Below are 23,758 nucleotides of genomic sequence, written 5' to 3' on the forward strand. Positions count from 1 at the left end.
CGTGCCCCGGGCGCCCTTTTCCCTCCTGCCGAGTCCTGCCGTGAGTGACCTCTGCCTGCGCCTGCACGCCCTGAGCATCTACCCCGTGAAGTCCTGTGCCGGCTTGGCGCTGGAGCAGGCGCTGCTCACGCCCACCGGGCTCGAATACGACCGCGCCTGGATGCTGGTGGACGCCGATGGCGACTTCGCCAGCCAGCGCCAGTGGCCGCGCCTGCAGTTGGTGAAGCCGTCCTTCGAGGGCGAGACGCTGCTGCTGCACGCGCCGGACCTGCTCCCGCTGGCGCTGCCACTGGCGGTCCAGGGCACGCCGCGCCAAGTGAGAGTGTGGGACGACGAGGTCACGGCGCTGGACCAGGGCGACGCGGCGGCGCACTGGTTCGAGGCCGCCGTGGGCCAGCCGCTGCGGCTGGTGCGCTTCGATCCGGCGCAGCGCCGGCTGTCGGACCCGAAGTGGAGCGCCGGCGTGGAGGCGGAGAACGCCTTCAGCGACGGTTTCCCCTTGCTGGTGGCCTCCACCGCCTCGCTGGCGGAGCTCAATGCCCGGTTGGCAGCGCGCGGGCAGCCGCCCGTCACGCTGGAGCGCTTCCGGCCCAACCTGGTGCTCGACGGGCTGGAGGACGCCCACGGCGAGGACTTCATCGACACGCTGGAGCTCGAAGGCGGCGTGCGTCTGAAACTGGTGAAGCCCTGCGTGCGCTGCTCGATCCCGAACGTCGATCCGGCCACGGCCGAGCGCGGCCACGAGCCCGGCGACACGCTGGCGGGCTACCGGGCCGATCCGCGCATGAAGGGCCGCGTCACCTTCGCCATGAACGCGGTGATCGAGGCCGGCGTGGGGCAGGTGCTGCGCGTGGGCGGCGGCGTGGAGGCGTCGCTGGCGGTGTGAATGCACGCCGCGCGGGCGGCGTCCATCCCCCGCGGAGGGGAAGCGGAAAGGCCGGGCGACTAGAATTTCGGCCCTTCAGCCCTGTCCGGGCCTTCGTCTGCCCTCTTACCCGGAACCCTTTCCATGAGCCTCAAGTGCGGCATCGTGGGCCTGCCCAACGTAGGCAAGTCCACCCTCTTCAATGCGCTGACCAAGGCGGGCATCGCTGCCGAGAACTATCCCTTCTGCACCATCGAGCCCAACGTGGGCGTGGTGGAACTGCCTGATCCGCGGCTGGACAAGCTGTCGGAGATCGTCAAGCCCGAGCGCGTGGTGCCGGCCATCGTCGAGTTCGTGGACATCGCGGGCCTGGTGGCGGGCGCGTCCAAGGGCGAGGGCCTGGGCAACCAGTTCCTCTCGCACATCCGCGAGACCGACGCCATCGTCAACGTGGTGCGCTGCTTCGAGGACGAGAACGTCATCCACGTGGCCGGCAAGGTGGACCCGATCGCCGACATCGAGGTGATCCAGACCGAGCTGTGCCTGGCCGACCTGGCCACGGTGGAGAAGAGCCTGCAGCGCTACACCAAGGTGGCCAAGGCCGGCGGCGACAAGGACGCGCAGCGCCTGGTGGACGTGCTGCGCAAGTGCGAGGCCGCGCTCAACGAGGCCAAGCCCGTGCGCACCATCGACTTCAGCAAGGAAGAACTTGTCGTGCTCAAGCCGCTGTGCCTGATCACGGCCAAGCCAGCGATGTTCGTGGGCAACGTCTCGGAAGACGGCTTCGAGAACAACCCCTTCCTGGACCGCCTGACGGAGTACGCCGCGAGCCAGAACGCGCCGGTGGTGGCGATCTGCGCCAAGACCGAAGCGGACCTGGCCGACATGGAGGAAGAGGACAAGGCGCTGTTCCTGGCCGAGATGGGCCAGGACGAGCCGGGGCTGAACCGCCTGATCCGCGCCGCCTTCAAGCTGCTGGGCCTGCAGACCTACTTCACCGCCGGCGTGAAGGAAGTGCGCGCCTGGACCATCCACATCGGCGACACGGCGCCGCAGGCTGCGGGCGTGATCCACACCGACTTCGAGCGCGGCTTCATCCGCGCGCAGACCATCTCCTACGACGACTTCATCGCCTACAAGGGCGAGCAGGGCGCCAAGGACGCCGGGAAGATGCGCGCCGAGGGCAAGGAATACGTGGTCAAGGATGGGGACGTGATGAACTTCCTGTTCAACGTGTAAATGAAATTTGGCGGGAGTTTTCGTCCCGCTCCATCCAAGTCCCCGTGTATCCTGGTAATCACGGGGATTTTTTTGACGCTGCAGGCAACCACTCAAAAAGCACGTATGTCCAGCTTGGCGCTACCCCAGGGAGATGATCATCCGGAAGCAGCCCGCAAGCATTTGACAGATTCAAGCATTTTATTGAATGCGGGCCGCGCAGACGGAGCAGCTTATCTCAGCGGCTACGTGGCGGAGTGCAGTCTCAAAAGCCTGTGGCTTTATGAAACCGGCGTTCCTCCAGCCGGGACACCGTTGCCCTGGGGGCGGCGCGGCCATGACCTTTCGCATCTGCACTCGCAAGCCACTGCCTTGGCAGCCGTGGCTGGTGCGAGAACCGCGAGATATGTGGGAAACACCCTGCGGACCATGGCAGGCTCGTCGCTGTTTACCTGGAATTCCGAGCATCGCTACCACGCACCTGGCATGACGCTGCGTGACGCCACCGCCTGGCACAACACGGCAACCCAGGCTTACCAGGAAAGCGTGGGCCAGATGTACCTGGACGGAGTTCTGTAATGCCCAGATTCATTCACTTCGACGAAGCTTATTCAGCCGCCATTGAAGCGTTGCGGGGCTGGCTTTCAGAGAATCCGGCGATTTCCGAAGCCCTGCTCATCACGGATCTGTTCGGAAAACTACGCTCGCGGCTTCACGTGTAGAACTGATGTGGGGCGAACGCGACTTGTACGCGATGCTGCTCAAGCGGATCGCCAATGCGGACCCTCAGTTGGCCTCATATCTCAAGGCTGCCAAGAGTGTGGAATGGCAGGAAGATCCCGACTTGGGACTTATCCCCATACTCAGCCGCTGGGATGATGCCCGGCCCGCCATCGAACGCATGGTGGGTCCTTACATGGGAGCCAACCAGAAAAGGGGTTGGTTTACCGCTGGCTGCTGGACCATATTCGTGACGGCTTGGGCCGCGCTTATCCGCGCCCTCTGGTTCAAATGCTGGAATTGGCCGCAGGCAGCGAGCGCCGACAGGCGCAGCCCTTGAAACGTCCCCGCCTGCTGCAGCCTACGTCGCTGCGCTCGGCTCTTGACCGGGTATCCAACGACCACGTGATCCAGATGCGGGACGAATTTCCCTGGCTGGATTCCCTCAAGGCCAGCCTTGCGACCAATCCGCTGGTGCCTTACCTGGAAAAGGACGCCGTCAAGCTGCTGGATGTGGCCATTTCTGCCGATGAAGCCAAACCACCCTACGAAGGCAAGGAACTGCTGGAATACCTGATCGAAGTAGGTGTGCTGCGCCGACGCCCGGACCGCCGTATCGACGCTCCCGACCTGTTCCTGGCCGGCCTCGGCCTGCGCCGCAAGGGCGGCGTCAAGCGCAGGAGCGAGACGGCTTGAATGCCAGCCGTCCACCCTGCGCCCCTCACAGGCTCACCCAGTGAGTCCCTACCAGCGTAGCCTCGCGGCACGCCCTCCGGCCGCCCCATGAAATCCCCCCGCGCCGCCTTGTCCTTCCTCGCGCTACGCGAGGGCCGCGCCTGGAAGCTGCTGGCCGCAGACAAGGCGCCGCTGGTGATGGCGCTGGTGGAGGCGCTGGTGCGCGAGTCGGAGATCGACCTGCGCGGCCTGCGCGCCAACGTGCGCGCCCTGCTGGCCGAGGTGTCGCAGGCCAGCGTGGGCGAGCTGCTGCGGCGCTTCCCGGCGCCGCAGGGCCTGGGCTCGGTGGTCGGCTACGTGGCGCTGGGCGCGCGCCACGGCGAGGTCACCGAAGCCATCGAGACCGTGTGCTGGCAGGGCCGCGACGGCGTGGCGCGCGCCGCGCGCATTCCCACCATCCACTTCCTGAGGGAGCGGCTGCTTGAGCTCCATGACTGAACCGGCCGCCCAAGGCGGTCTGGCGCTGCCGCCCGATGCGGCGGCGCAGGACGAGGACACGGGCGGCGACGCCGGCGTCCTCTTCTCCGGCGACCGCGGCCAGCTGCCGCTGGAAACCCGCCGCGCGCTGGTGCAGCTGCTGCAGGGCCCCTCGGTGGACGGGCACCGGCAGGCGCGGCTGTGGGCCACGCTGCTGCGCGACGAAGGCGTGCTGCGCTCGCGGCTGCACGAGCTGTTCCTGGATCTGGTGGTGGACCGCGAGCAGCAGGTGGCCTTCACGCGCCAGGCCGCCGTGGGCGAGCTCGACGCCCCGGTACTGCTGCGGCGCTCGGCGCTGACCTTCCTGGAGTCCGCGCTGGTGCTGTACCTGCGCCAGCGCCTGATGCAGGGCGAGACCCAGGGCGAGCGCGCCGTGGTGGGGCGCGCCGAGGCGCTGGAGCACCTGCGCGTGTACGAGCGCGACCGCAACGTGGACCACGCCCGTTTCGAGCGCCAGATGGACAACGCCTTCGAGAAATCCAAGAAGCTGGGCCTGCTGCACAAGCTGCGCGGCGGCGAGGAGCGCTACGAGGTTTCGCCGACGCTGAAGCTGCTGTTCCCGGCTGAGGAGATCCTGGCGCTGACGCGCACCTACCAGGCGCTGGCCCAGGGCGGCACGGCAGCGGCCGGCGCCGCGGACGCCGGTGACGAAGACCTGGAGGACGCGCCGTGATCAACGAGCCTTTAACCCACCCGGACCTGTTCGGGCCGACGGACGACACGGTGCAGCAGTTCCGTCTGGCGCAGCTGCAGACCTTCAACTGGGGCACCTTCGCCGGGGTGCTGGACTTGCCCATTCCCGCGCGCGGCTACCTGTTCGTGGGCCCGTCGGGTTCGGGCAAGTCCCCGCTGCTGGACGCCAACGCGGCGCTGATGACGCCGCCGAAGTGGGTGGACTTCAACGTCGCCGCGCGCGAGACCGAGCGCAGCGGGCGCGACCGCAGCCTCATGAGCTACGTGCGCGGCGCCTGGGCGCAGCAGACGGGCGACGGCGGCGAGGTGGTGTCGCAGGTGCTGCGCCCCGACACCACCTGGTCCGCCATCGCCCAGACCTTCCGCGACGGCGCCGGCCGCGTGGTGGTGCTGGCACAGGTGTTGTGGGTGCGCGGGCGCTCCACCGCGCCGTCGGACCTGCGGCGGCTGTACCTGGTGCTGGAGCGGCCCTTCGACGTGCGCGAGCTGGAGTTTTTCCCCAAGCACGACTTCGAGGTACGGCGCTTCAAGCCCGATCTGCCCGACGCCTTCGTGCGCGACGAGTTCGCGCCTTACCAGGAGCGCTTCCGGCGGCTGCGCCGAGCGAGCCGCGCGGCTCGCCGGGCGCTGGCCGCGGTTGGCGGAGCAGCCTGGGCTGGGACGCCTGTTCGGCGTGCTGGCCGACTGGCACGAAGCGGATTTCGAGCGCCTGGTGGCGGCGCTGGCGTGGCTGGAGGCGCATCCGGCCTCGGGCCTGTACCTGCGCCAGCTGCCCATCGCGGGCCTGGACAGCAAGTGGCTGGAGCAGCGCACGGGCGTGGTGATGGAGCTGCTGGCGCTGCTGCGCGGCGCGGTGCCGCAGTGCGACTTCTTCGAGGCTTGCGGACTGCGGCGCGCCCCGCACCGCTTGCGCATGGCGGTGCTGTGCCCGGTACTGCGACGGGCGCTGGGCGGGCTGCGCGACGTAGAAGCGCCCGTGCCGGAGCTGGCAGCCCTTGGGCTGCGGCCACGGGCGCTGCTGGTGGTGGAGAACCTGGCCAGCGGCCTGGCGCTGCCGGACCTGGAGGGCGCGGTGGTCTTCATGCGTCTGGGCCACGCGGCGGGCACGCTGGCGGCGCTGCCGTGGCTGCAGGGAGTGCCGGCATTCCACTGGGGCGACATCGACACCCACGGGCTGGCGATTCTGGAGCGCGCCCGGCGCGCCCTGCCCGGTCTGCGCTCGCTGCTGATGGACGAAGCCACGCTGCTGGCGTACCGGCCGCTGTGGGGCGAGGAGCCGCAGCAGCATCCGGGCACCACGCTCGATGCGCTGACGGCGGACGAGCGTCGCCTGTTCGAGGACCTGCGCGGCGGGCGCTGGGGTCCGCAGGTGCGGCTGGAGCAGGAGCGGCTGCCGTGGGACGCGGCGCTGGCGGCGATCGGGGCGGCGCTGGCCGACGCCGCACGGCGGACGGACTTGGAAGGCGCCGGCACGTCGAACTGACTGACGGGAGGACGACATGAGCGAATACCAGTACTACGAATTCGCCGCCATCGACCGGCCCCTCACGCGCGAGGAGATGGCGCAGCTGCGCGCGGTGTCCTCGCGCGCCGAGATCACGCCCACGGGCTTCGTGAACCACTACGAGAGGGGCGACCTCAAGGCCGACCCGACCGACTGGATGCGGCGCTGGTTCGACGCCTACGTCTACTTCGCCAACTGGTGCACCTGCCAACTGTCGCTGCGCGTGCCCCGGACCGCCTTCGGCGACGCAGAGCTGGAGCCCTTTGCCGCCGAGTACGGGTTGCGCATCGAAGCCACGGCGGAGCACTGGATCTTCGACTGGACGCTGGAAGAGAGCGAAAACCAAGACCGCTTCGCCATGGAGGACGGCAGCGGCTGGATGCGGCGCCTGGCGCCGCTGCGCGAGGAGCTGCTGCGCGGCGACCTGCGCCCGCTGTACCTGGGCTGGCTGGCCGGGGTGACCACGGGTTACCTGGACGACGACACGCCGGAGCCGCCCGTGCCGCCGGGCCTGGCGGCGCTGTCGCCGGCGCAGCAGGCGCTGGTGGAGTTCCTGGAGATTGACCCCGACCTGCTCACCGCGGCCCAGGCCGGCAGTACGCCCGTCCCGCGGGAAAACGACGCCAAGGCCGACCCAAGCCTCGACGCCTGGCTGGCGCAGTGGACGCGCGAGGACATGACGGCGGTGCTGAAGCTGCTGGCGCAGGACCGGGGCGCCGAGGCGCAGCGCCAGGTGCGCTCGCGCCATGCTGCCTGGCTGAAGGCCCAGCGGCCGGCGGTCGCATCCCGGCCGCGGCGCAGCGTGGCCGAGCTGTGGGAGGTGGCGGAGGTGGCGCACGGCGTGAGGCAGGAGCAGGAGGCGCGGGATCACGCTGCGCAGCAGGCCGAGCAGCGCCGGCACCACGAGGCGCATCTGCGCCGGCTGCTGGAGGACGTGGAGGGGCAATGGGCCGCGATCGAGGCCCAAGTGGAACGCGGCTCGGGGGCCGGTTACGAGGAAGCCATGCGGCTGCTTTCAAAGCTGGACCAGGCCCACAAGCTCGGCGGCCGCCGCGAGGAGTTCACCCGCGCACTGCACCGCTTCGTGGAGCGCCACGGCCGACGCAGCGCGCTGCGCCGGCGGCTGTCCGAGGCGGGACTGTGGTCCTGAAGCGCGCGCGGCAACGTTCGGACAGGCACACCCCACGGCGCTCGTCGGCCTGAAACCAAGCCACCTGCAACCATCCACCCCCTGCCCGGTATAAGCCCCCGACAAGACCAAAAACGGGGGCCGGTGGACGCAGAGGAAGCACAGGCGCAACTGCCGCTGGTGGCGCACGCCGCGGCGGGCGACCGCTCGGCCTACGCGACGCTGGTGCGGCAGTTCCAGCACCCGCTGTTCGCTTTCCTGGGCCGCATGGGGCTGCGCCAGGCCGAGGCGGAGGAGTTGGCGCAGGACGCCTTCATCCGCGCCTGGCAGCACCTGCCCCACTACCGCGCCGAGCACCAGCGCCAGCACACCGGCCACCCGGCCGCTGAGGACGACGGCGCCGCCTGCGACGCCCCCGGCCCGGCGCAGGCGCTGCAGTCGCGCCAGCAGCAGGCGCAGCTGCAGGCGGCGCTGCGCCGACTTTCCCCTGACGACCGCAGCGTGCTGGCGCTGGCCTACGTGCACGAGCTGACGCTGGCCGACGTGGCCCGCATCGAGGACTGCAGTCCCGCCGCCGCCAAGGCCCGGCTACACCGCGCCCGCGAACGGCTGCGCCAGGCGCTGGCCGAACTGGATCTGCACACCCTGGAGTGAGCATGAAGCACCCACCCGCCCCTGACGACGACCGCCGGCTCGACCAGGCGCTGGGCTCCCCGCTGCTGGAGCCGCCGGACGATTTCACTGAGCGCGTGCTGGCGGCACGGCCCTCGCAGTACAGCGCTGCGGTGCCAGCAGGCGCCGCCGTGCGCTGGCGCCTGGCGCACGGCCTGAAGGCGCTGGCGCTGGCCGCGGGCAGCGCACTGGGGCTGGCGCAGGCGCTGTCCTTCGCCTGGAGCCTGTGGGCCGCCACGACGGCGGGCCTGGGCTGATTGCCCATCCCATCCCTCGCGGCGCGCCGTGGCGGCGCCTCGCACCGATTTCGCACCAAGGAAAAGCCCATGAACCCGCTGGACCTGAATCCGCGCATCGCCGTGTGCCCGCAGCCCGCGCTCGCGGCCCTCAAATCCCTCGTGCTGCCCGGCCTGGGGCAGTGGCACAACGGCCAGGTCGAGCGCGCGGTCTGGTTCTTCCTGGCCTTCGCGTTGCTGAGCGTGCCGGGCGTCGCGGTGGTGGCGCTGTGGCTGCCACCGGCGTGGACCGCGCCGGCACTGGCGGCCGGGCTGCTACTGACGCTGGGGGTGTGGACAGGCTCGATCGTAGATGCCTGGCGCACGGCGCGGCGCGGCCCGCCGCCGGTACTGGACCCGCTGCCGGGGCTGGCCGCGCCCGGCACGCCGGTGTGGCGCATGGCCGGGGTGACGCTGCTGCTGATCCTGCTGTGCGACGTCGTGGCGCTGCCGCTGCTGATGCTGGCGGTGCGCGGCTACGCGGTGGAGCCATTGCGCATCCTCTCGGCCAGCATGGCGCCGGCACTGTGGCCAGGCGACCTGGTGTTCACCGACAAGCGCTACGGCCATCGCTTCTTCGGCGCACCGGTGCGGCGCGGCGACGTGGCCGTCTTTGCCTACCCCAACGACCGCACGGTGCTCTACGTCAAGCGCGTGGTGGCGCTGCCCGGCGACCGGGTGCAGTTGCGCGGCACGGAGGTGCTGGTCAACGGCATGGCCTCGCCCGTGCCCGAGGCGCCGCAGCCGCCGGCAGCGGAGTTGGAAGCGGCGGTGCGTCCGCCGGTGGGCCGCGAGCCGGCGCCTTCGGCCAAGGTGGCGCTGGACATGGTCGTCCCGGCGGGCCACGTGTTCGTGCTGGGCGACCGCCGCCAAGCCAGCACCGACTCGCGCGACTTCGGGCCCGTGCCGCTGCAGGACGTGGTCGGACGGGTGCGGCAGGTGTGGTTCTCATGGGGCCCTCAGGGCGTGCGCTGGGACCGCCTGGGGCACGTGGTGCGCTGAGCGCGCTGGCATCGACGCGGGGTGGATGCCGGCATGCCAACCGCGAAAAAACCCGGGGCATACCCGGTTTTTTTGCCGCCAGAACGGCCGTTAAGGGAGGCACGCGGCACGCCGGCCGCCGGGTGGCCCGACGTTAGCACTCAGATCAGTCGAGTGCTAATATTTTGGGAACCAAATGCGATTCCACCTGTCCGAGCACTCCATGAACATGTCCACTGCGAATGCTGTTGCTCTGCGTGACCCTTGGGCGCTGGTGCCGTCCCTGGGCAACCTGGACGCCTACATTTCGGCCGTGAACCGCATCCCGCTGTTGACGGCGGAGGAAGAGAAAGACTGCGCCAAGCGGCTGCGCGAACACGGTGACGTGCAGGCCGCGGGCCGGCTGGTGCTGTCGCACCTGCGCCTGGTGGTGTCGGTGTCGCGCCAGTACCTGGGCTACGGTTTGCCCCACGGCGACCTGATCCAGGAGGGCAACGTGGGCCTGATGAAGGCCGTCAAGCGTTTCGACCCCGAACAGGGCGTGCGGCTGGTGAGCTACGCGCTGCACTGGATCAAGGCCGAGATCCACGAATACATCCTGCGCAACTGGCGCATGGTCAAGCTGGCCACGACCAAGGCGCAACGGAAGCTGTTCTTCAACCTGCGCTCGCTCAAGCAGGGTTTCAAGAACGAGGCCGAGGCCGGCCGCAGCTACCGCAACTCGCTCAGCGGCGACGAGGTGCGCACGGTGGCCGAGCAGCTCAACGTGAAGCCCGAGGAAGTGCTGGAGATGGAGACGCGCCTGTCGGGCGGCGACGTGGCGCTGGAGCCCCAGGGCGAGGACAGCGAGGAGGCGACTTTCGCGCCCATTGCCTACCTGGCCGACGAGGCCAGCGAGCCCACGCGGGTGCTGGAGGCGCGGCGTCGCGACATGATGGCCAGCGACGGCATCCTGCGCGCGCTGGATGCGCTGGACGCGCGCAGCCGCCGCATCGTCGAGCAGCGCTGGCTGGAGGTGAACGACGACAACTCCGGCGGCAAGACGCTGCACGAACTGGCGGCGGAGTACGGTGTCAGCGCCGAGCGCATCCGCCAGATCGAGGTCGCGGCGATGAAGAAGATGCGCAAGGCGATGGAGACCACGGTCGCCGCGTAAGCGCCGGCGCCCTGCCCTCCCCGACTGAAACGACGACGGCCCCCACGGGGGCCGTCGGCTTTTGGGTGTCTACTGGGTGCTTCAGGCCGGCGCGGCCTGGGCCAGCAGCTTCTTGATGTCGTCGGCCAGCGCCTGCGCGCCGCCGGCGCCGTAGCGGCTGAACAGGCGCACGCGGCCCTGGGTGTCGTAGATGTAGCTGCCGGCGGTGTGGTCCAGGGTGTAGGCGTCGTCGGTCTTGCCCGGCACCTTCATGTAGAAGACCTTGAACTCGCGCGCCACGGCCTTGAGCTGCTCCGGCGAGGGCCGCAGCGCGACGAAGCCGGCGTCGAAGTTGTTCACATACGCGCGCAGCATCTCCGGTGTGTCGCGCTCGGGGTCGAGCGTGACAAAGATGCCCTGCACGCGCTCGCCGTCGGCGCCCAGCGAGCGCTTGACCTCCGCCAGCTCGGCCAGCGTGGTCGGGCACACGTCGGGACAGTGCGTGTAGCCGAAGAACACCACGGCGACCTTGCCCTTGAAGTCGGAGAGCTTGCGCATCTGGCCCTGCACGTCGGGCAGCTCCAGCTTGCCCGCGTAGTCGGCGCCGGTGATGTCCACGGCGTGGAAGGTGGAGACGGTGGCCTTGGGCGCGTCAGCGTCGCCGGCGCGGTTGCAGCCGGCCAGGGCCAGCAACGCCGCGGAGGCGCCGGCCAGGGCCAGGGCACGGCGGGAGATCAGTACGGAATCCATGGGCTCAGGTAGTGGTCCAGCAGCAGCGCCGCGAACAGCAGCGACAGGTAGAGGATGGAGAAGCGGAAGGTCTTGCGCGCCTGCGCGTCACTGTAGACCCGCCACAGCTTCCAGGCGTGGGCGATGAACAGGCCGCCCAGCACCAGCGCCGACGCCAGATAAAGCAGCCCGCTCATGCCGTAGATCCAGGGCAGCAGCGTGGCCGCCAGCAGCACCAGGCTGTAGAGCAGCACCTGCAGCCGCGTGAACTCCGAGCCGTGCGTCACCGGCAGCATCGGCAGCCCGGCGCGGCGGTAGTCCTCGGTGCGGTACAGCGCCAGGGCCCAGAAGTGCGGCGGTGTCCACAGGAAGATGATCAGGCACAGCATCAGTGCCTCGGGCCCAACCTCGCCGCGCACCGCGGCCCAGCCCAGCACCGGCGGCATGGCGCCGGAGGCGCCACCGATGACGATATTCTGCGGCGTCAGCGGCTTGAGCACCACGGTGTAGATCACGGCGTAGCCGACGAAGGTGGCGAAGGTCAGGACCATCGTCAGCGGGTTGACGAAGGCCCACAGCAGCGCGCTGCCCAGGGCGCACAGCAGTGCGGAAAAGAGCAGCGTCTGCCCGTTACCGAGCTGTCCGCGCGCGGTGGGGCGCCAGGCGGTGCGCGACATGCGGGCGTCGATGTGCTGCTCCACCACGCAGTTGAAGGCGGCGGCAGCCGCGGCCACCAGCCAGATGCCGGCGGTGGCCGCCACCACCGTGGCCGGTGGCGGCAGCCCGGGCGTGGCCAGCAGCATGCCGATCAGCGCGCAGAAGACGATGAGCTGCACCACCCGCGGCTTCGTGAGGGCGTAGAACTGGCGCCAGATCGGGATGTGGATCTGGGAAGCCGGCCGGGGGACGGGGGGCGCGGCGGCGGCGGGCGCGGGCGGGGTCACGGAGGAATGGGTGGCGGTTTGGGTCATGGGTATCTCGCTCCGGGCACCAGATCGGGATGCGCCGTGGGCTGCGAGGGAGCTCGCGCACGCACGCTCTGGTGGGCGCGCATGAGCATCAGGCTCAGGATCACGGTCAGCGCGGCGGCGCCGCCGGTGTGGGCCACGGCCGCCACCAGCGGCCAGCCCAGCACCACGTTGGACACGCCGCTGCCCAGCTGCCACGCCCCCACGGCGAGCAACGCGCAGGCCCAGCGGCGGGCTTGGGGATCGGCCAGACGCCACAGCCGCCAGGCCGCCAGCGCCAGCGCCGCGAGCAGCACCAGCGCCATGAGCCGGTGCGTGAAGTGGATGGCCGTCAGCGCCGCGAAGGGCAGGAAGTCGCCCTCGCCCGTGCTGCCCAGCGCGCGCTGCAGGGTGAAACCGTGCTCGAAATCCATCTCGGGCCACCAGCGGCCCTGGCAGGTGGGGAAGTCGCCACAGGCCAGCACCGCGTAATTGGTGCTGACCCAGCCGCCCAGCGCGATCTGCGCCAGCGCCAGTGCGGCCAGCGCCCACAGCCCACGCCGCAGCCCCGGCGTCAGTGCCAGCGGCCGGCTGCCAGGACCGGTGAAGGCCTGGGACTGCGCCGCCAGCAACGCCAGCAGCCCCAGACCGCCGAGCAGGTGCGCGGTAACGATGGCCGGATACAGCTTCAAGGTCACCGTCAGCGCGCCGAAGGCACCCTGCAGGCAGACCCACACCAGCGTGGCGCTGGCCCACCAGGGCGAGATCAGCCCCGGCGTGCCGCGGCGGTGTTGCCGCCAGGTCGCGACCGCCAGCACCGTGATGAGCACGCCCACGGCGGTGGCGAGGTAGCGGTGCAGCATCTCGATCCAGGCCTTGGCATGCGTCACCGGCCCGTCGGGCAGCACCGCCTGCGCGGCGGCGATGTGGTGCTGCGCGCCCAGCGGGCTGGCGCTGCCGTAGCAGCCGGGCCAGTCCGGGCAGCCCAGGCCCGAGTCGGTGAGCCGGGTGAAGGCGCCGAAGAGCACGAGGTCGAGGCACAGGAACAGCGTCAGCGCGGTGAGCCCGCGCAGCCGGGCCGCCGCGCCGCGGTGGCGCAGCGCCACCCAGGCCAGCGGCGCCAATGCCAGCGCAATGCCCAGCAACGCCAGATGCAGCAGCGGCGCGAGGTCGTAGGACGTGGTGGCCGTGTCCATGGTGTTTCAGCGGCCCTCGCGGTCCCAGCTGGCCGAGGCGCGCAGCAACCGCTCCAGGTCGCGCTTGAGACGGGATGGGTCGGGACGCACCGGGGCGCGCATCATCCACTGCCCCATCGGATCGACGATGTAAAGATGCGAGGACAACGACTCGCCCGGCGCAGGCTGCAGCCACTGAGCTACCTGTGCGGGGTCGGCGCGCAGGATCTGCGCCGCGCCGGCGTCCAGCACCGCCTTCTGCAGCGCGGCCGGGGGCATCTGGTCGTCGGTGACCAGCCACAGCTTGTCGATGCGCTCGCGCTCGCGGCCGGTCATCTCGCGCAGCTGGCGCTGCAGGTACAGCAGCTTCTCGCAGTCGGCGTCGCAATCGCCGCTGCCCGTGACCACCAGCAGCCACTGGCCCTTGAGCGAAGCGGCCGGAACTTGCTGGCCCTCCAGCGTGCGCAGCGCCAGCGGCGGCAGCTCGTGCGGCGGATCGATCAGCGTGGCGTAGTTGCTGCGGCCCTCGGGGCGGATCACGAAGTAGGTGAAGTACGAGGCCAGCACGGGCGAGGCGCACGCCAGCAGCACCAGCAGCATCTTGAGGCGTCCGCTGCGGGTGCGCCGCGCCTGCGCGTCGAGCTCGGGACGGGGCATCGAGTGCACCGTCAGGCTCAGCGGCTCAGGCGGCGCGCCGGCGGGGGCGGAGGAGTTGGAACCAGACATAAAGACCCGTGATCAGCGCCGCCAGCGAAAACCACTGGACGGCATAGCCGTAGTGCTTGTGCACGTCCACGGCCGGCAATGGCCAGTGGCGCCGCAACCCGTCGGCGGCCGGGGCCACAGCGTCGTCGAGCTGCAGCAGCGTGAGCGGACGCAAGCTCAGCTGCGTTTCGTCCGCGAAGGATTCAATCGAGAGATTTTGACGGATCACCCCCATCTCGCCGCCCTGCGGGGTGAATTCGTAGAGCCGCGCCGGCGGCCCCTCGATGCGCGCCGTGAGCGTCACCGGCTGCGCCGGCGTGGCGATGGCCGGCAGCCGGGTGCGCTCCTGCATGTCGCGCGGCACCCAGCCGCGCTGCACCAGCACGGCGCTGCCGTCGTCCAGCCGCAGCGGGGTGAGCACGAAGAAGCCGGGACGGCCGTCCATCTGCCGGTTGTCGAGGAAGACGGTGCGCTCGGGGAGCCACTGTCCCCGCACCGTGACGCGCCGGTGCAGTTGCCCGGCCACCTGTGCCGGCGCGTGTGCCAGCGCCTGGGCAGGCAGCGGTGGCAGCGCGACGCTGCTGTCCACCGCCTGCTGCAGCGACTCCTTTTGCACCGCGCGGTCGAGCTGCCACAGTCCCAGCCGCGCCATCAGCAGCGCGCTCGCCACGGCTGCGAGCGTGATCACCAGCCACCGAGCACGAGCGCTCAGCATGGACACCGCCCGCCCGGAAGGCCGGTGCCAGAATGGCCGGCCATGAAATCCATCATCGTGCTGGCGCTGCTGGCCATCGTGGGAGCCTTGGCCGGCGCCGGCGTGCTGATGCTGCGCAGAAAACCACCGCGGGCTTCACAGGCCGGTGGACCCGACAAGCGCATGGCCCGGGCGCTGGCGCTGCGCGTGGGGCTGTCGGTGGCGCTGTTCCTGTTCATTCTTTTCAGTTACTGGATGGGCTGGATCCAGCCCACCGGCATTCCGCTGAGCCGCTGAACCCGGCGCTTCAGAGCGCCACGCCGGGCCAGTGGCTGTTCTTCAATTCAAAGCCAGTACACCAACAGGTACAGGCCCAGCCACACCACGTCCACGAAGTGCCAGTACCAGGCCGCGCCTTCGAAGCCGAAATGGCGGTCGGGGGTGAAATGGCCCTTCATCAGCCGCAGCGTGATGAACAGCAGCATCAGCATGCCCACGAAAACATGGAAACCGTGGAAGCCGGTAAGCATGAAGAAGGTGGAGCCGAAGATGCCCGAGCTCAGCTTGAGGTTCAGATCGCGGTAGGCGTGGGCGTATTCGTAGCCCTGTACGACCAGGAAGGTTGCGCCCAACGCCACCGTGATCCACATCCAGGCAATGGCCTTGGCACGGTGCGAGGCAATGAGCGCGTGGTGCGCGATGGTCAGCGTCACACCCGAGGTCAGCAACAGCGCGGTGTTGAGCGTGGGCAGCGGCCAGGGCCCGATCGTGGAGAAGGGCTCGACGATGCCCGCTGGCGAGCCGGTGGAGCCGGGTTGGTCGGAGGGCCAGGCCGCCTTGAAATCAGGCCATAGCAGGCTGTTCTCCAAACTGCCCAGCACAGGCAGCGTGTAGTAGCGTGACCAGAACAGCGCGCCGAAGAAGGCGCCGAAGAACATCACCTCCGAGAAGATGAACCAGCTCATGCTCCAGCGGTAGGAGATGTCGATGTTGCGGCCGTAGAGCCCGCCCTCGCTCTCGCGCGCCGCGTCGCTGAACCACTGGAACATCACCACGGCCCACCACAGCAGGCCGAAGAAAAGCGAATAGGCACCCCACTGGTGGCCGTTGATCCACTGGGCCGCCCCCAGGATCACGAAGAACAGGCCGACGGCCGTCATCACCGGATGCCGTGACGGGCTCGGCACGAAGTAGTGGGGCACGCTGCCGTGGTGCGTCGCTGCGGACATGGTTGCGGGTCTCCTTGAGAGGTTGCTCTTGCCGCGGGTCAGCCGGCCACGCCGCTGCCCACTACCCATCTCACCAGCAGCACCAGCATCGCCACGAACAGCGCTGCGGCCACGAGGCCGGCGATGATGACGTGCTGGGGCTTGAGCTGGCTGACATCCTGTTCATAGTCGCGGGCGCGGCGCACGCCGAAAAAGGACCACGCCACGGCCTTGAAGGTGCGAAGCCACGAGCCCTTGCGCGTCACGGCTTCATCGGCGCGCCGTCCGCTCACGAGCGCGGCTCCGGCCGGGCCGCCGCACTCTTGCCGCTGACCTCGAAGAAGGTGTAGGACAGCGTGATGGTGGTCACGTCCTTGGGCAGCTTCGGGTCGATCACGAAAGCCACCGGCCACTGCCGCGACTCTCCGGGCGCCAGCGTGTATTCGTTGAAGCAGAAACATTCGACCTTGTTGAAGTAGGCCGTGGCCTGCTTGGGCGCGTAGCTGGGAATGGCCTGGGCCGTCATCGCGCGCGGCTGGCGGTTGCGGAACTCGTACATCACGGTGGCGAGCTCGCCCGGGTGCACCTTCAGCGTCGCCTGCGCGGGCTTAAAGTCCCAGGGCCCGCGCGCGTTGGCATCGAACTCCACCGTGATGGTGCGGCTGCGGTCCACCTGGGTATTGAGCGCATCGGCCGTGCCGCGCCCAAAACCGGCCGTCTGCCTCTCCGACAGCGACAGCACGTTGATGCCCAGTGCCTCGCAGATGTGCTTGTACAGCGGCACCAGCGCATAGCCGAAGCCGAACATCAGCACGGCTACCAGCGTGAGCTTGCCCACCATGTGCAAGTTGTCGCGGCGCAACCGGGCTTGGCGGCGGGTGTCCATGGCCCAGGGCTCCTTGGCGGCCTCAGGGGCCCAACAGCACGATCTTGGCGACGAAGCCCAGCGCGAAGGCCGCGGCCACGGAGGCCAGGATCAGCGCCAGGCGCAGGTTGCCGCGCCGGCGCTGCGCCTGGTCGTCGTCGCGCGGTGGCATCGTCACGGCCTGCGGCTCCATAGCGTTCAGCCCACCACGCGCGTGGCCGTGGCGTCGAGCTGCGGCGGCGTCTCGAAGGTGTGGAAGGGCGCCGGCGAAGGCACTTCCCACTCCAGCCCCTCGGCGCCGTCCCACGGACGTTGCGGCGCGGGCTGGCCCTGGCCGCGCATCATCGGCAACACCACGAACACGAAGAAGTACACCTGCATCAGCCCGAAGCCGAAGGCGCCGACGGAGGCGAGCGCATTGAAGTCGGCAAACTGCATCGGGTAGTCGGCATAGCGGCGCGGCATGCCCGCCAAGCCAAGGAAGTGCATGGGGAAGAAGGTGACGTTGAAGAAGATCAGCGAGCCCCAGAAGTGGATCTTGCCCCGCGTCTCCGAGTACATCGTGCCGGTCCACTTCGGGCCCCAGTAGTACACGCCCGCGAACAGCGCGAAGAGGGACCCCGCCACCAGCACGTAGTGGAAGTGCGCCACCACGTAGTAGGTGTCCTGCAGTTGGATATCCACCGGTGCCATGGACAGGATCAGCCCGGTGAAGCCGCCCATGGAGAACACGAAGATGAAGCCCACCGCGAACAGCATGGGCGTCTCGAAGGTCATGGAGCCGCGCCACATGGTGGCAACCCAGTTGAACACCTTCACGCCCGTCGGGATGGCGATCAGCATCGTGGCGTACATGAAGAACAGTTGCCCTGTCACCGGCATGCCGGTGGTGAACATGTGGTGCGCCCAGACGATGAAGGACAGGATCGCAATCGAGGCGGTGGCGTACACCATGGAGGTGTAGCCGAAGAGCTTCTTGCGGGCAAAGGCCGGCACGATCTGGCTGATGATGCCGAAGGCCGGCAGGATCATGATGTAGACCTCGGGATGCCCGAAGAACCAGAAGATGTGCTGGTACATCACCGGGTCGCCGCCACCGCCGGGCTGGAAGAAGCTGGTGCCGAAGTGGCGGTCGGTAAGCGTCATCGTGATCGCGCCGGCGAGCACCGGCATCACGGCGATGAGCAGGTACGCGGTGATGAGCCAGGTCCAGCAGAACAGCGGCATCTTCATCAGCGTCATGCCTGGCGCGCGCATGTTCAGGATCGTGACGATGATGTTGATGGAGCCCATGATGGAGCTCGCGCCCAGGATGTGCATCGCGAAGATGCCCGCGTCCATGGACGGGCCCATCTGCAGCGTCAGCGGCGCATAGAGCGTCCAGCCCGCCGCCGGCGCGCCACCGGGCATGAAGAACGACGACACCAGCATCACCGCCGCGGGCACCATCAGCCAGAAGCTGAAGTTGTTCATGCGCGCGAAGGCCATGTCCGGTGCACCGATCTGCAGCGGGATCATCCAGTTCGCGAAGCCCACGAAGGCCGGCATGATCGCGCCGAACACCATGATCAGCCCGTGCATCGTGGTGAACTGGTTGAACAGCTGCGGATTGACGAACTGCAGCCCGGGCTGGAACAGCTCCAGCCGGATCAGCAGCGCCAGGATCCCGCCCACCATGAGCATGGTGAAGCTGAACAGCAGGTACAGCGTGCCGATGTCCTTGTGGTTCGTGGCGAACAGCCAGCGCCGCCAGCCGTGCGGATGATCGTGGTGCTCGTCGTGGGTGGCGCCGTGGTGGGGCAGAACTGCGCTCATGGGAGGCTTTTCCTTTCAGGCGACGGCGCGGGTCACTTGCGGGCCGCCACGATCTCGGCGGGCTGCACGGTCTGGCCGGTGTGGTTGGACCACGAGTTCTTGGTGTAGGTGATGACGGCAGCGATCTCGGTGTCGGAGAGCTGCTTCCATGCGGGCATGCCATTGGGCAGGCCGTTGAGCACTACCGCGACCTGCTTGCTCTTGTCCGCGTCGTTGACCACGGGCGAGCCGTCCAGCGCCTTGATCGGGCCCGCGCCCTTGCCATCGGGGCGGTGGCACGCGGCGCAGTTGGCGGCGTAAACCTTCTCGCCACGGGCGATCAGGTCGGTCTGCGTCCAGACCTTGGCCGGGTCGTCGGCCGCCGCGGCCATCTTTTTCTGCTGCTCGGCCACCCAGGCGCTGTAATCGGCCTGCGACAGCACCTTGACGTGGATCGGCATGTACGCGTGCTCCTTGCCGCAGAGCTCGGCGCACTGGCCATAGAAGTCGCCGGTCTTGTCGGCACGGAACCAGGTGTCGCGCACGAAGCCCGGGATGGCGTCCTGCTTGACGCCGAAGGCCGGGATCATCCAGGCATGAATGACGTCGCTGGCGGTGGTGACGATGCGGATCTTCTTGTCCACCGGCACCACCAGCGGGTTGTCGACCTTGAGCAGATAGTCGTCGCCCTGCGGCTTGCCGGCATCGGACATCTGGCGGTGCGTCACGTCCAGCGTGGAGAGGAAGTTGATGCCCTGCCCTTCGCCGTTGAGATAGTCGTAGCCCCACTTCCACTGGTAGCCGGTGGCCTTGATGGTGAGGTCGGCGTTGGTGGTGTCCTTCATCGCCACCACGGCCTTGGTGGCCGGCAGCGCCATGCCGATGACGATGAGGAAGGGCACGATGGTCCAGGCCACCTCCACCGCCGTGCTCTCGTGGAAGTTGGCCGCCTTGGCGCCGCGCGAACGCCGGTGCTTGAGGATGGAATAGAACATCACGCCGAACACGGCCACGAAGATGACCGTGCAGATGACCAGCATGAAGTTGTGCAGCCAGTACAGCTCGGCGGCGATGGCCGTGGCTGCCGGGTGCAGGTTGGTCTGGTTGACCGCCGGGCCGCCGGGCAGGTCATTGACCGCCATCGCAGCCTGGGCGGCCGGCAGCATGCCCAGGCCCAGTGCAGCGCGGGCGAGGCGACTCGTGAGCGTCCTGTTCTTTCCCATGGTCCTCACTTGTGTTGCATTGCCGTGTTCTTGGGACTCGCCGCCGGCTGCAGCCCCACGGTGCGCAGCGCGCGCCGCAGCTCCTGCGCCAACTGCAGGCGCAGCTCCGGACGCAGGTAGCGGCCCACCCGCATCTGCCGCCCTTCGCCCGAGAGCTCTACCAGCGATCCTTGCGCCCGCGCCGGCTCCACGCGCACCCATGCGGCGCGGAACTCGGCACGCTCGGTGCGAGCGCCACAACGGTGCTCCACCACCAGGGCGCCATCCGCCAGCGTCAGCATCTCGCGGTCGGCGGCGTGTCGCGCGCACACCACCAGCGCCGTACCCAGCAGCGCCAGCTCCCCGGCCGCGAAGGCCGCCGCCATGGCCGTGCCCTGCCACCAGAGAAACAGGGTCACGCCCAGGGCCAGAGCGCCCGACAGGAACCACACCCCCAGATGACGTCGCGGCCCGAGCGCACCGTTGCGGCCCAGCACCCAGCGCAGGCCGCGGCCATCATTGATTTCGCAACCAAAACGCCATGGGCTGCGGGCGGGCGGCATAGGCCAGGGGGGGCTCGGAGCGACGGTCGCGGTCATGTGGTAGCGAGGACTCGGGCCGAGACGTTGGCGTTTTTGCGCCAGGTCTGAAGCAGGTTTTGCCGATTTTGTCGTTGACGAAACGCAAATCTGACCCAGAAACCGCTGGATTCTAGGCAGACTTTGAGCGGCGTCGAAGCATCTTTGCTTGATTTCGACGCCCGGCGCAACCTTGGGAAAACCCCTCAGGTACCGCGGCGCGAGCGCACCATTTGTCGCATTTCGTCCAGACCGACCTCGGTGTGTGCCGCCACGCGCGGACGCGGCGCCGCCTTAAAGGCGTGGCCGTACACCAGCTCGAAAGACAACGCCGGGCGCCCATCGCTGCCACCGAGCGTCTGCAGTGCCTCAATCAGGCGCTGTTGCCAGCGCGGAGTGCGCAAGCCTGCAACACGGCGCGTGTCGGCGTTGGCGCCCAGGCCGCGCAGCTCGGCCAGCACAGCCGCGGCGTCGGCCCAGTTCAGGCGCAGCACCTCCTGGTCCATCACCGGATCGGCGAAGCCCGCAGCCACCAGCATGTCACCCAGATCGTGCATGTCCACGAACTCGGCCATGGGCGAACCCCAGCCGCGCTCGCGGTACAGGGCGCGCAGTTCGGCCAGCGTGCCCGGGCCGAAAGTGGAGAACATCAGGAAGCCGTCCACCGCCAGCGCCCGGTGCCACTGTGCGAACAGCGCCGTCGGGTCGGCATGGCCATGCAGCGCCATGTTGGACCACAGCAGTTGCACGCTGCCGGGCGTCACGGCCTCCTCGGTCAGCGGTGCAGCGGTCGCCGCGGCGCCGGCCCAGCGCCGCGGCGACCACCAGGGCGCGGGCGTCGGCGCGGCACGCTCGCGGCGCACCAGCGCGGGTTCGACCACGAGCTGCTGTGCCTGCGGATAAGCCTCGCGCAGCAGCGCCTCGCTTGCTCCCAGGAAGCCCGACCACTGCAGCACCGCCCCCGGCGTGCGCCGGATCATGGGCAGCTTCTCGGCCATGCGCCGTGCAGCCTCGGCGTGCAGCCAAGGCGGCTCGGCGGCCTGGGCCATGCGCCGCACGGCGCGCTCGATGGCACGCGTGTCGATCGCGCGGGAGCTGGAGGAGTCGGTGGAGGCATTCATGGCGGGGGCGGGCAGTATATTGACCCGATGCCCGCCAGCCGCCTCCGTCAGGGCTTCTGCGCGCTGGCCGCGCTCGCGGCGGCGCTGCCCAGCCAGTGCGCCGTGTGCCGCGCCTGGGACGCCGGACGGCTGTGCCTCGACTGCCGCGAGCGTTTCATTCCACCCGTGACGCGCTGCCCCGGCTGCGCGCTGCCGCTGACCCAACCGGACGCCCCGTGTGCCGACTGCCTGCGCGACCCCCTGCCCTTCGAGCGCTGCGTCGCGGCGCTGGATTACGCCTGGCCCTGGAACGGCGTGATCGGTCAGCTGAAATTCCACGACGGGCTGGACCTCGTCGGCGCGCTGTCCGCACTGCTGTTGCAGGCGCTGCGGCGCGAGGCACCGCCGCCGGTCGAGCTGCTGCTGCCTCTGCCACTGGGCTCGCAGCGGCTGCAGGAGCGCGGCTACAACCAGGCCTGGGAACTGGCGCGCCGGCTCGCGCCGCCGTTGGCCCTGCGCTGCGACGCCCGGCTGCTGCTGCGCCTTTTCGATACACCGCGGCAGAGCGGGCTGGCACAAACCCAGCGCAGCGCCAACGTGCGCGGCGCCTTCGGCATCGCACCCGGGCGCGCCGCCGCGCTGCGCGGGCGCCGCGTGGCGCTGCTGGACGACGTCATGACCACCGGTGCCACCGCCGCCGAGGCCGCGCGCACGCTGCTGGACGCCGGCGTCGCGGCAGTGCAACTGTGGGTGCTGGCGCGCACGCCGCGGCCGTCGCAGGCCTGAGGCAGCGCATCCCGGGCGCGCTCACGCGCTCCCGCACAATCGCGCGATGTTCCACATCGTCCTCGTGCATCCGCAGATCCCGCCCAACACGGGCAACGTCATCCGGCTGGCAGCCAACACCGGTTGCACGCTGCACCTGGTGGAGCCGCTGGGCTTCTCGATGGAGGACAAGCTGCTGCAGCGCGCCGGCCTGGACTACCACGAGTACGCCAGCGTGCGCCGCCATGCCGGCTGGGATGTCTTCCTGGCTGCGGAGCAGCCCGACCCGCAGCGCCGCTTCGCCTTTACCACCCGCGGCACGCGGCTGCTGGGCGAGGTGAGCTGGCGTCCGGGCGACTGGCTGATCTTCGGCAGCGAAAGCGCCGGGCTGGCACCGGCGCTGCGCGAGCAGTTCGACCCGGCGCAGCGCATCCGGCTGCCCATGCGTCCCGGGCAGCGCAGCTTGAACCTCAGCAACGCAGTGGCTGTGTCGGTGTTCGAGGCTTGGCGCCAGAACGGCTACGCCGGCGCGGTGTAAGACGCGCCGCCAGGATTTCAGGCAAAGCGAGGGCCGGCCACGCCGGCCCTTCCCTTTTCAGCCGCGTTGCTCGGTATTGGGCGCGCGCTGCATGAGCTGCTGCACGACCTGCTGTGGCGACAGCCGGCCTTCGAGCACAGCCACCACGGCCTCGGTGATGGGCATCTCCACACCCTTGTCGCGCGCGCGGCGCAGCACCGTGGCGGCGCTGTAGACACCCTCGGCCACGTGGCCCAGGTCGGCCAGCACCTGCGCCAGCGTGCGCCCGGCGGCGAGCTGCAGGCCCACGCGACGGTTGCGCGAGAGATCACCGGTGGCGGTCAGCACCAGGTCGCCCATGCCCGAGAGGCCCATGAAGGTTTCCACCCGGGCGCCCAGCGCCACGCCCAGGCGGGTCATTTCCGCCAGGCCACGCGTGATGAGCGCAGCGCGGGCATTGAGGCCCAGCTGCAGGCCGTCGCACAGGCCCGTGGCGATGGCCAACACGTTCTTCACCGCGCCGCCCACCTCGACGCCCACCGGGTCGTCGCAGATGTAGATGCGCAGCGCCTCGCCGTGGAATGCCTGCACGGCCAGCTCGCACAGCACCGTGTCAGCGCTGGCGGCCACCAGTGCTGCCGGCTTGCCCAGCGCCACCTCGGCGGCGAAGCTCGGCCCCGACAGCACCCCGGTGGCCGCGCGCGGGCAGACCTCGCGCGCGATCTCATGGCCCAGCAACCCGGTGCCGGCCTCGAAACCCTTGCACAGCCACAGCGCGCGCGCGCTTGTGGGCAGCGCCTGCAGCATGCCGCGCAGGCCCGACATGGGCGTGGCAATCACCAGCAGCCCCTCACGCGCATGTGCCAGCGCGGCGGCCAGATCACTGCCCACGGACAGCGCCGCGGGCAACGCCACATCGGGCAGGTAACGCTGGTTGCGGCGCTGTTCATGCAGCGCCAGCGCCTGCTGCGCATCGCGCGCCCACAGCAACACCTCGTGGCGCGCGGCAGCCTGCACCGCCAACGCGGTGCCCCAGGCGCCCGCGCCAAGCACGCTGATCTTCATGCCGCGACCG

General features: G+C 69.5%; 31 protein-coding genes and 1 pseudogene. 17 read left to right on the forward strand and 15 right to left on the reverse strand.

Going from position 1 to position 23,758, the window contains the following annotated elements; translation table 11 throughout:
- The first annotated feature begins 40 nt into the window (after window positions 1–40).
- The 8 genes and pseudogenes from Q0741_RS02290 to Q0741_RS02325 form a co-directional block, all read left to right on the forward strand.
- Window positions 41–886, forward strand: coding sequence for an MOSC N-terminal beta barrel domain-containing protein (locus Q0741_RS02290; RefSeq protein ID WP_298231575.1), 846 nt, complete (start codon window positions 41–43; stop codon window positions 884–886).
- A gap of 123 nt (window positions 887–1,009) precedes the next feature.
- The gene (ychF, locus tag Q0741_RS02295) at window positions 1,010–2,104 is read left to right on the forward strand and encodes a redox-regulated ATPase YchF (protein WP_298231576.1); all 1,095 of its coding nucleotides are present in this window, start codon (window positions 1,010–1,012) and stop codon (window positions 2,102–2,104) included.
- A gap of 72 nt (window positions 2,105–2,176) precedes the next feature.
- A complete protein-coding gene (locus tag Q0741_RS02300; protein WP_298231577.1) occupies window positions 2,177–2,662 on the forward strand; it encodes a HEPN domain-containing protein in 486 nt (161 codons plus the stop codon).
- Entirely contained in the window at window positions 2,662–2,805 is a 144-nt protein-coding gene (locus tag Q0741_RS02305; RefSeq protein WP_298231578.1) for a hypothetical protein, read from the forward strand. Before Q0741_RS02300 ends, Q0741_RS02305 begins: the two co-directional genes overlap by 1 nt.
- 217 nt (window positions 2,806–3,022) lie before the next feature.
- A complete protein-coding gene (locus Q0741_RS02310) occupies window positions 3,023–3,499 on the forward strand; it encodes a hypothetical protein (protein ID WP_298231579.1) in 477 nt (158 codons plus the stop codon).
- Window positions 3,500–3,586: 87 nt separating this feature from the next.
- Complete coding sequence (locus tag Q0741_RS02315; RefSeq protein ID WP_298231580.1) at window positions 3,587–3,976, forward strand: DUF3375 family protein; 390 nt, start codon at window positions 3,587–3,589, stop codon at window positions 3,974–3,976.
- The gene (locus Q0741_RS02320) at window positions 3,969–4,688 is read left to right on the forward strand and encodes a DUF4194 domain-containing protein (protein WP_298231581.1); all 720 of its coding nucleotides are present in this window, start codon (window positions 3,969–3,971) and stop codon (window positions 4,686–4,688) included. The genes Q0741_RS02315 and Q0741_RS02320 overlap by 8 nt, the downstream gene beginning before the upstream one ends.
- 50 nt (window positions 4,689–4,738) lie before the next feature.
- A pseudogene (locus Q0741_RS02325) lies at window positions 4,739–4,921 on the forward strand (ATP-binding protein); the annotation flags it as partial.
- A 47-nt stretch (window positions 4,922–4,968) separates the two neighbouring features.
- Here Q0741_RS02325 and Q0741_RS02330 read toward each other — a convergent pair.
- Window positions 4,969–5,238 (reverse strand): hypothetical protein, encoded by a 270-nt coding sequence (locus tag Q0741_RS02330; protein ID WP_298231582.1) that lies wholly within the window; start codon window positions 5,236–5,238, stop codon window positions 4,969–4,971.
- Window positions 5,239–5,243: 5 nt separating this feature from the next.
- On the opposite strand from Q0741_RS02330, the gene Q0741_RS02335 reads away from it, so the two are divergent.
- From Q0741_RS02335 to rpoH, 6 genes are all read left to right on the forward strand, one after another.
- Window positions 5,244–6,191: a Wadjet anti-phage system protein JetD domain-containing protein gene (locus Q0741_RS02335; protein ID WP_298231625.1), complete on the forward strand. Its 948-nt coding sequence runs from the start codon at window positions 5,244–5,246 to the stop codon at window positions 6,189–6,191.
- Window positions 6,192–6,207: 16 nt separating this feature from the next.
- Window positions 6,208–7,362 (forward strand): hypothetical protein, encoded by a 1,155-nt coding sequence (locus tag Q0741_RS02340; protein WP_298231583.1) that lies wholly within the window; start codon window positions 6,208–6,210, stop codon window positions 7,360–7,362.
- A 123-nt stretch (window positions 7,363–7,485) separates the two neighbouring features.
- Entirely contained in the window at window positions 7,486–7,995 is a 510-nt protein-coding gene (locus Q0741_RS02345; protein ID WP_298231584.1) for a sigma-70 family RNA polymerase sigma factor, read from the forward strand.
- A 2-nt stretch (window positions 7,996–7,997) separates the two neighbouring features.
- A complete protein-coding gene (locus tag Q0741_RS02350; protein ID WP_298231585.1) occupies window positions 7,998–8,270 on the forward strand; it encodes a hypothetical protein in 273 nt (90 codons plus the stop codon).
- Between the two features lie 69 nt (window positions 8,271–8,339).
- The gene (gene lepB / locus Q0741_RS02355; RefSeq protein ID WP_298231586.1) at window positions 8,340–9,290 is read left to right on the forward strand and encodes a signal peptidase I; all 951 of its coding nucleotides are present in this window, start codon (window positions 8,340–8,342) and stop codon (window positions 9,288–9,290) included.
- Between the two features lie 202 nt (window positions 9,291–9,492).
- Window positions 9,493–10,425 carry an RNA polymerase sigma factor RpoH gene (gene rpoH / locus Q0741_RS02360; protein WP_298231587.1) on the forward strand — a complete coding sequence of 311 codons (933 nt, stop codon included), beginning with the start codon at window positions 9,493–9,495 and terminating at the stop codon, window positions 10,423–10,425.
- 81 nt (window positions 10,426–10,506) lie between these two features.
- Here rpoH and Q0741_RS02365 read toward each other — a convergent pair whose 3' ends face one another.
- The 5 genes from Q0741_RS02365 to Q0741_RS02385 are packed head-to-tail and all read right to left on the reverse strand — an operon-like array spanning window position 10,507 to window position 14,675.
- A complete protein-coding gene (locus Q0741_RS02365) occupies window positions 10,507–11,154 on the reverse strand; it encodes an SCO family protein (protein WP_298231588.1) in 648 nt (215 codons plus the stop codon).
- Window positions 11,139–12,104 (reverse strand): heme o synthase, encoded by a 966-nt coding sequence (gene cyoE, locus Q0741_RS02370; RefSeq protein ID WP_298231589.1) that lies wholly within the window; start codon window positions 12,102–12,104, stop codon window positions 11,139–11,141. Before cyoE ends, Q0741_RS02365 begins: the two co-directional genes overlap by 16 nt.
- Window positions 12,101–13,276, reverse strand: a complete 1,176-nt coding sequence (locus Q0741_RS02375; protein WP_298231590.1) for a heme A synthase — start codon at window positions 13,274–13,276, stop codon at window positions 12,101–12,103. The genes cyoE and Q0741_RS02375 overlap by 4 nt, the downstream gene beginning before the upstream one ends.
- A gap of 6 nt (window positions 13,277–13,282) precedes the next feature.
- A complete protein-coding gene (locus tag Q0741_RS02380; RefSeq protein WP_298231591.1) occupies window positions 13,283–13,981 on the reverse strand; it encodes a hypothetical protein in 699 nt (232 codons plus the stop codon).
- Complete coding sequence (locus Q0741_RS02385; RefSeq protein ID WP_298231592.1) at window positions 13,938–14,675, reverse strand: SURF1 family protein; 738 nt, start codon at window positions 14,673–14,675, stop codon at window positions 13,938–13,940. Before Q0741_RS02385 ends, Q0741_RS02380 begins: the two co-directional genes overlap by 44 nt.
- Before the next feature lie 42 nt (window positions 14,676–14,717).
- On the opposite strand from Q0741_RS02385, the gene Q0741_RS02390 reads away from it, so the two are divergent.
- Window positions 14,718–14,951 (forward strand): twin transmembrane helix small protein, encoded by a 234-nt coding sequence (locus Q0741_RS02390; protein WP_298231593.1) that lies wholly within the window; start codon window positions 14,718–14,720, stop codon window positions 14,949–14,951.
- 47 nt (window positions 14,952–14,998) lie between these two features.
- On the opposite strand, the gene Q0741_RS02395 is transcribed toward Q0741_RS02390, so the two are convergent.
- The 8 genes from Q0741_RS02395 to Q0741_RS02430 all read right to left on the reverse strand — a co-directional run bounded on the left by Q0741_RS02395 (window position 14,999) and on the right by Q0741_RS02430 (window position 21,422).
- On the reverse strand, window positions 14,999–15,883 hold the full coding sequence (locus tag Q0741_RS02395; RefSeq protein ID WP_298231594.1) for a cytochrome c oxidase subunit 3: 885 nt from the start codon (window positions 15,881–15,883) through the stop codon (window positions 14,999–15,001).
- 38 nt (window positions 15,884–15,921) lie between these two features.
- Window positions 15,922–16,155, reverse strand: a complete 234-nt coding sequence (locus Q0741_RS02400; protein WP_298231595.1) for a DUF2970 domain-containing protein — start codon at window positions 16,153–16,155, stop codon at window positions 15,922–15,924.
- Window positions 16,152–16,748 (reverse strand): cytochrome c oxidase assembly protein, encoded by a 597-nt coding sequence (locus Q0741_RS02405; RefSeq protein WP_298231596.1) that lies wholly within the window; start codon window positions 16,746–16,748, stop codon window positions 16,152–16,154. The genes Q0741_RS02400 and Q0741_RS02405 overlap by 4 nt, the downstream gene beginning before the upstream one ends.
- A 22-nt stretch (window positions 16,749–16,770) precedes the next feature.
- Window positions 16,771–16,899: a cytochrome oxidase small assembly protein gene (locus Q0741_RS02410; protein WP_298231626.1), complete on the reverse strand. Its 129-nt coding sequence runs from the start codon at window positions 16,897–16,899 to the stop codon at window positions 16,771–16,773.
- Window positions 16,900–16,925: 26 nt separating this feature from the next.
- Window positions 16,926–18,542: a cytochrome c oxidase subunit I gene (gene ctaD, locus Q0741_RS02415; protein ID WP_298231597.1), complete on the reverse strand. Its 1,617-nt coding sequence runs from the start codon at window positions 18,540–18,542 to the stop codon at window positions 16,926–16,928.
- 32 nt (window positions 18,543–18,574) lie between these two features.
- Entirely contained in the window at window positions 18,575–19,687 is a 1,113-nt protein-coding gene (gene coxB, locus Q0741_RS02420; protein ID WP_298231627.1) for a cytochrome c oxidase subunit II, read from the reverse strand.
- Between the two features lie 62 nt (window positions 19,688–19,749).
- Window positions 19,750–20,322, reverse strand: coding sequence for a DUF2244 domain-containing protein (locus tag Q0741_RS02425; protein ID WP_367184048.1), 573 nt, complete (start codon window positions 20,320–20,322; stop codon window positions 19,750–19,752).
- A gap of 185 nt (window positions 20,323–20,507) precedes the next feature.
- Window positions 20,508–21,422, reverse strand: a complete 915-nt coding sequence (locus Q0741_RS02430; protein ID WP_298231599.1) for a biotin synthase — start codon at window positions 21,420–21,422, stop codon at window positions 20,508–20,510.
- A gap of 27 nt (window positions 21,423–21,449) precedes the next feature.
- Between Q0741_RS02430 and Q0741_RS02435 the strand changes: the two genes are divergently transcribed.
- Both Q0741_RS02435 and Q0741_RS02440 read left to right on the forward strand, forming a co-directional pair.
- Window positions 21,450–22,187, forward strand: a complete 738-nt coding sequence (locus Q0741_RS02435) for a ComF family protein (protein WP_298231600.1) — start codon at window positions 21,450–21,452, stop codon at window positions 22,185–22,187.
- A 46-nt stretch (window positions 22,188–22,233) separates the two neighbouring features.
- Window positions 22,234–22,704: a tRNA (cytidine(34)-2'-O)-methyltransferase gene (locus tag Q0741_RS02440; protein ID WP_298231601.1), complete on the forward strand. Its 471-nt coding sequence runs from the start codon at window positions 22,234–22,236 to the stop codon at window positions 22,702–22,704.
- Window positions 22,705–22,761: 57 nt separating this feature from the next.
- On the opposite strand, the gene Q0741_RS02445 is transcribed toward Q0741_RS02440, so the two are convergent.
- The gene (locus Q0741_RS02445; RefSeq protein ID WP_298231602.1) at window positions 22,762–23,748 is read right to left on the reverse strand and encodes an NAD(P)H-dependent glycerol-3-phosphate dehydrogenase; all 987 of its coding nucleotides are present in this window, start codon (window positions 23,746–23,748) and stop codon (window positions 22,762–22,764) included.
- Window positions 23,749–23,758: the final 10 nt, after the last annotated feature.

The sequence above is a fragment of the uncultured Azohydromonas sp. genome (genome assembly GCF_937926365.1).
Taxonomy (GTDB): Bacteria; Pseudomonadota; Gammaproteobacteria; order Burkholderiales; family Burkholderiaceae_C; genus Azohydromonas.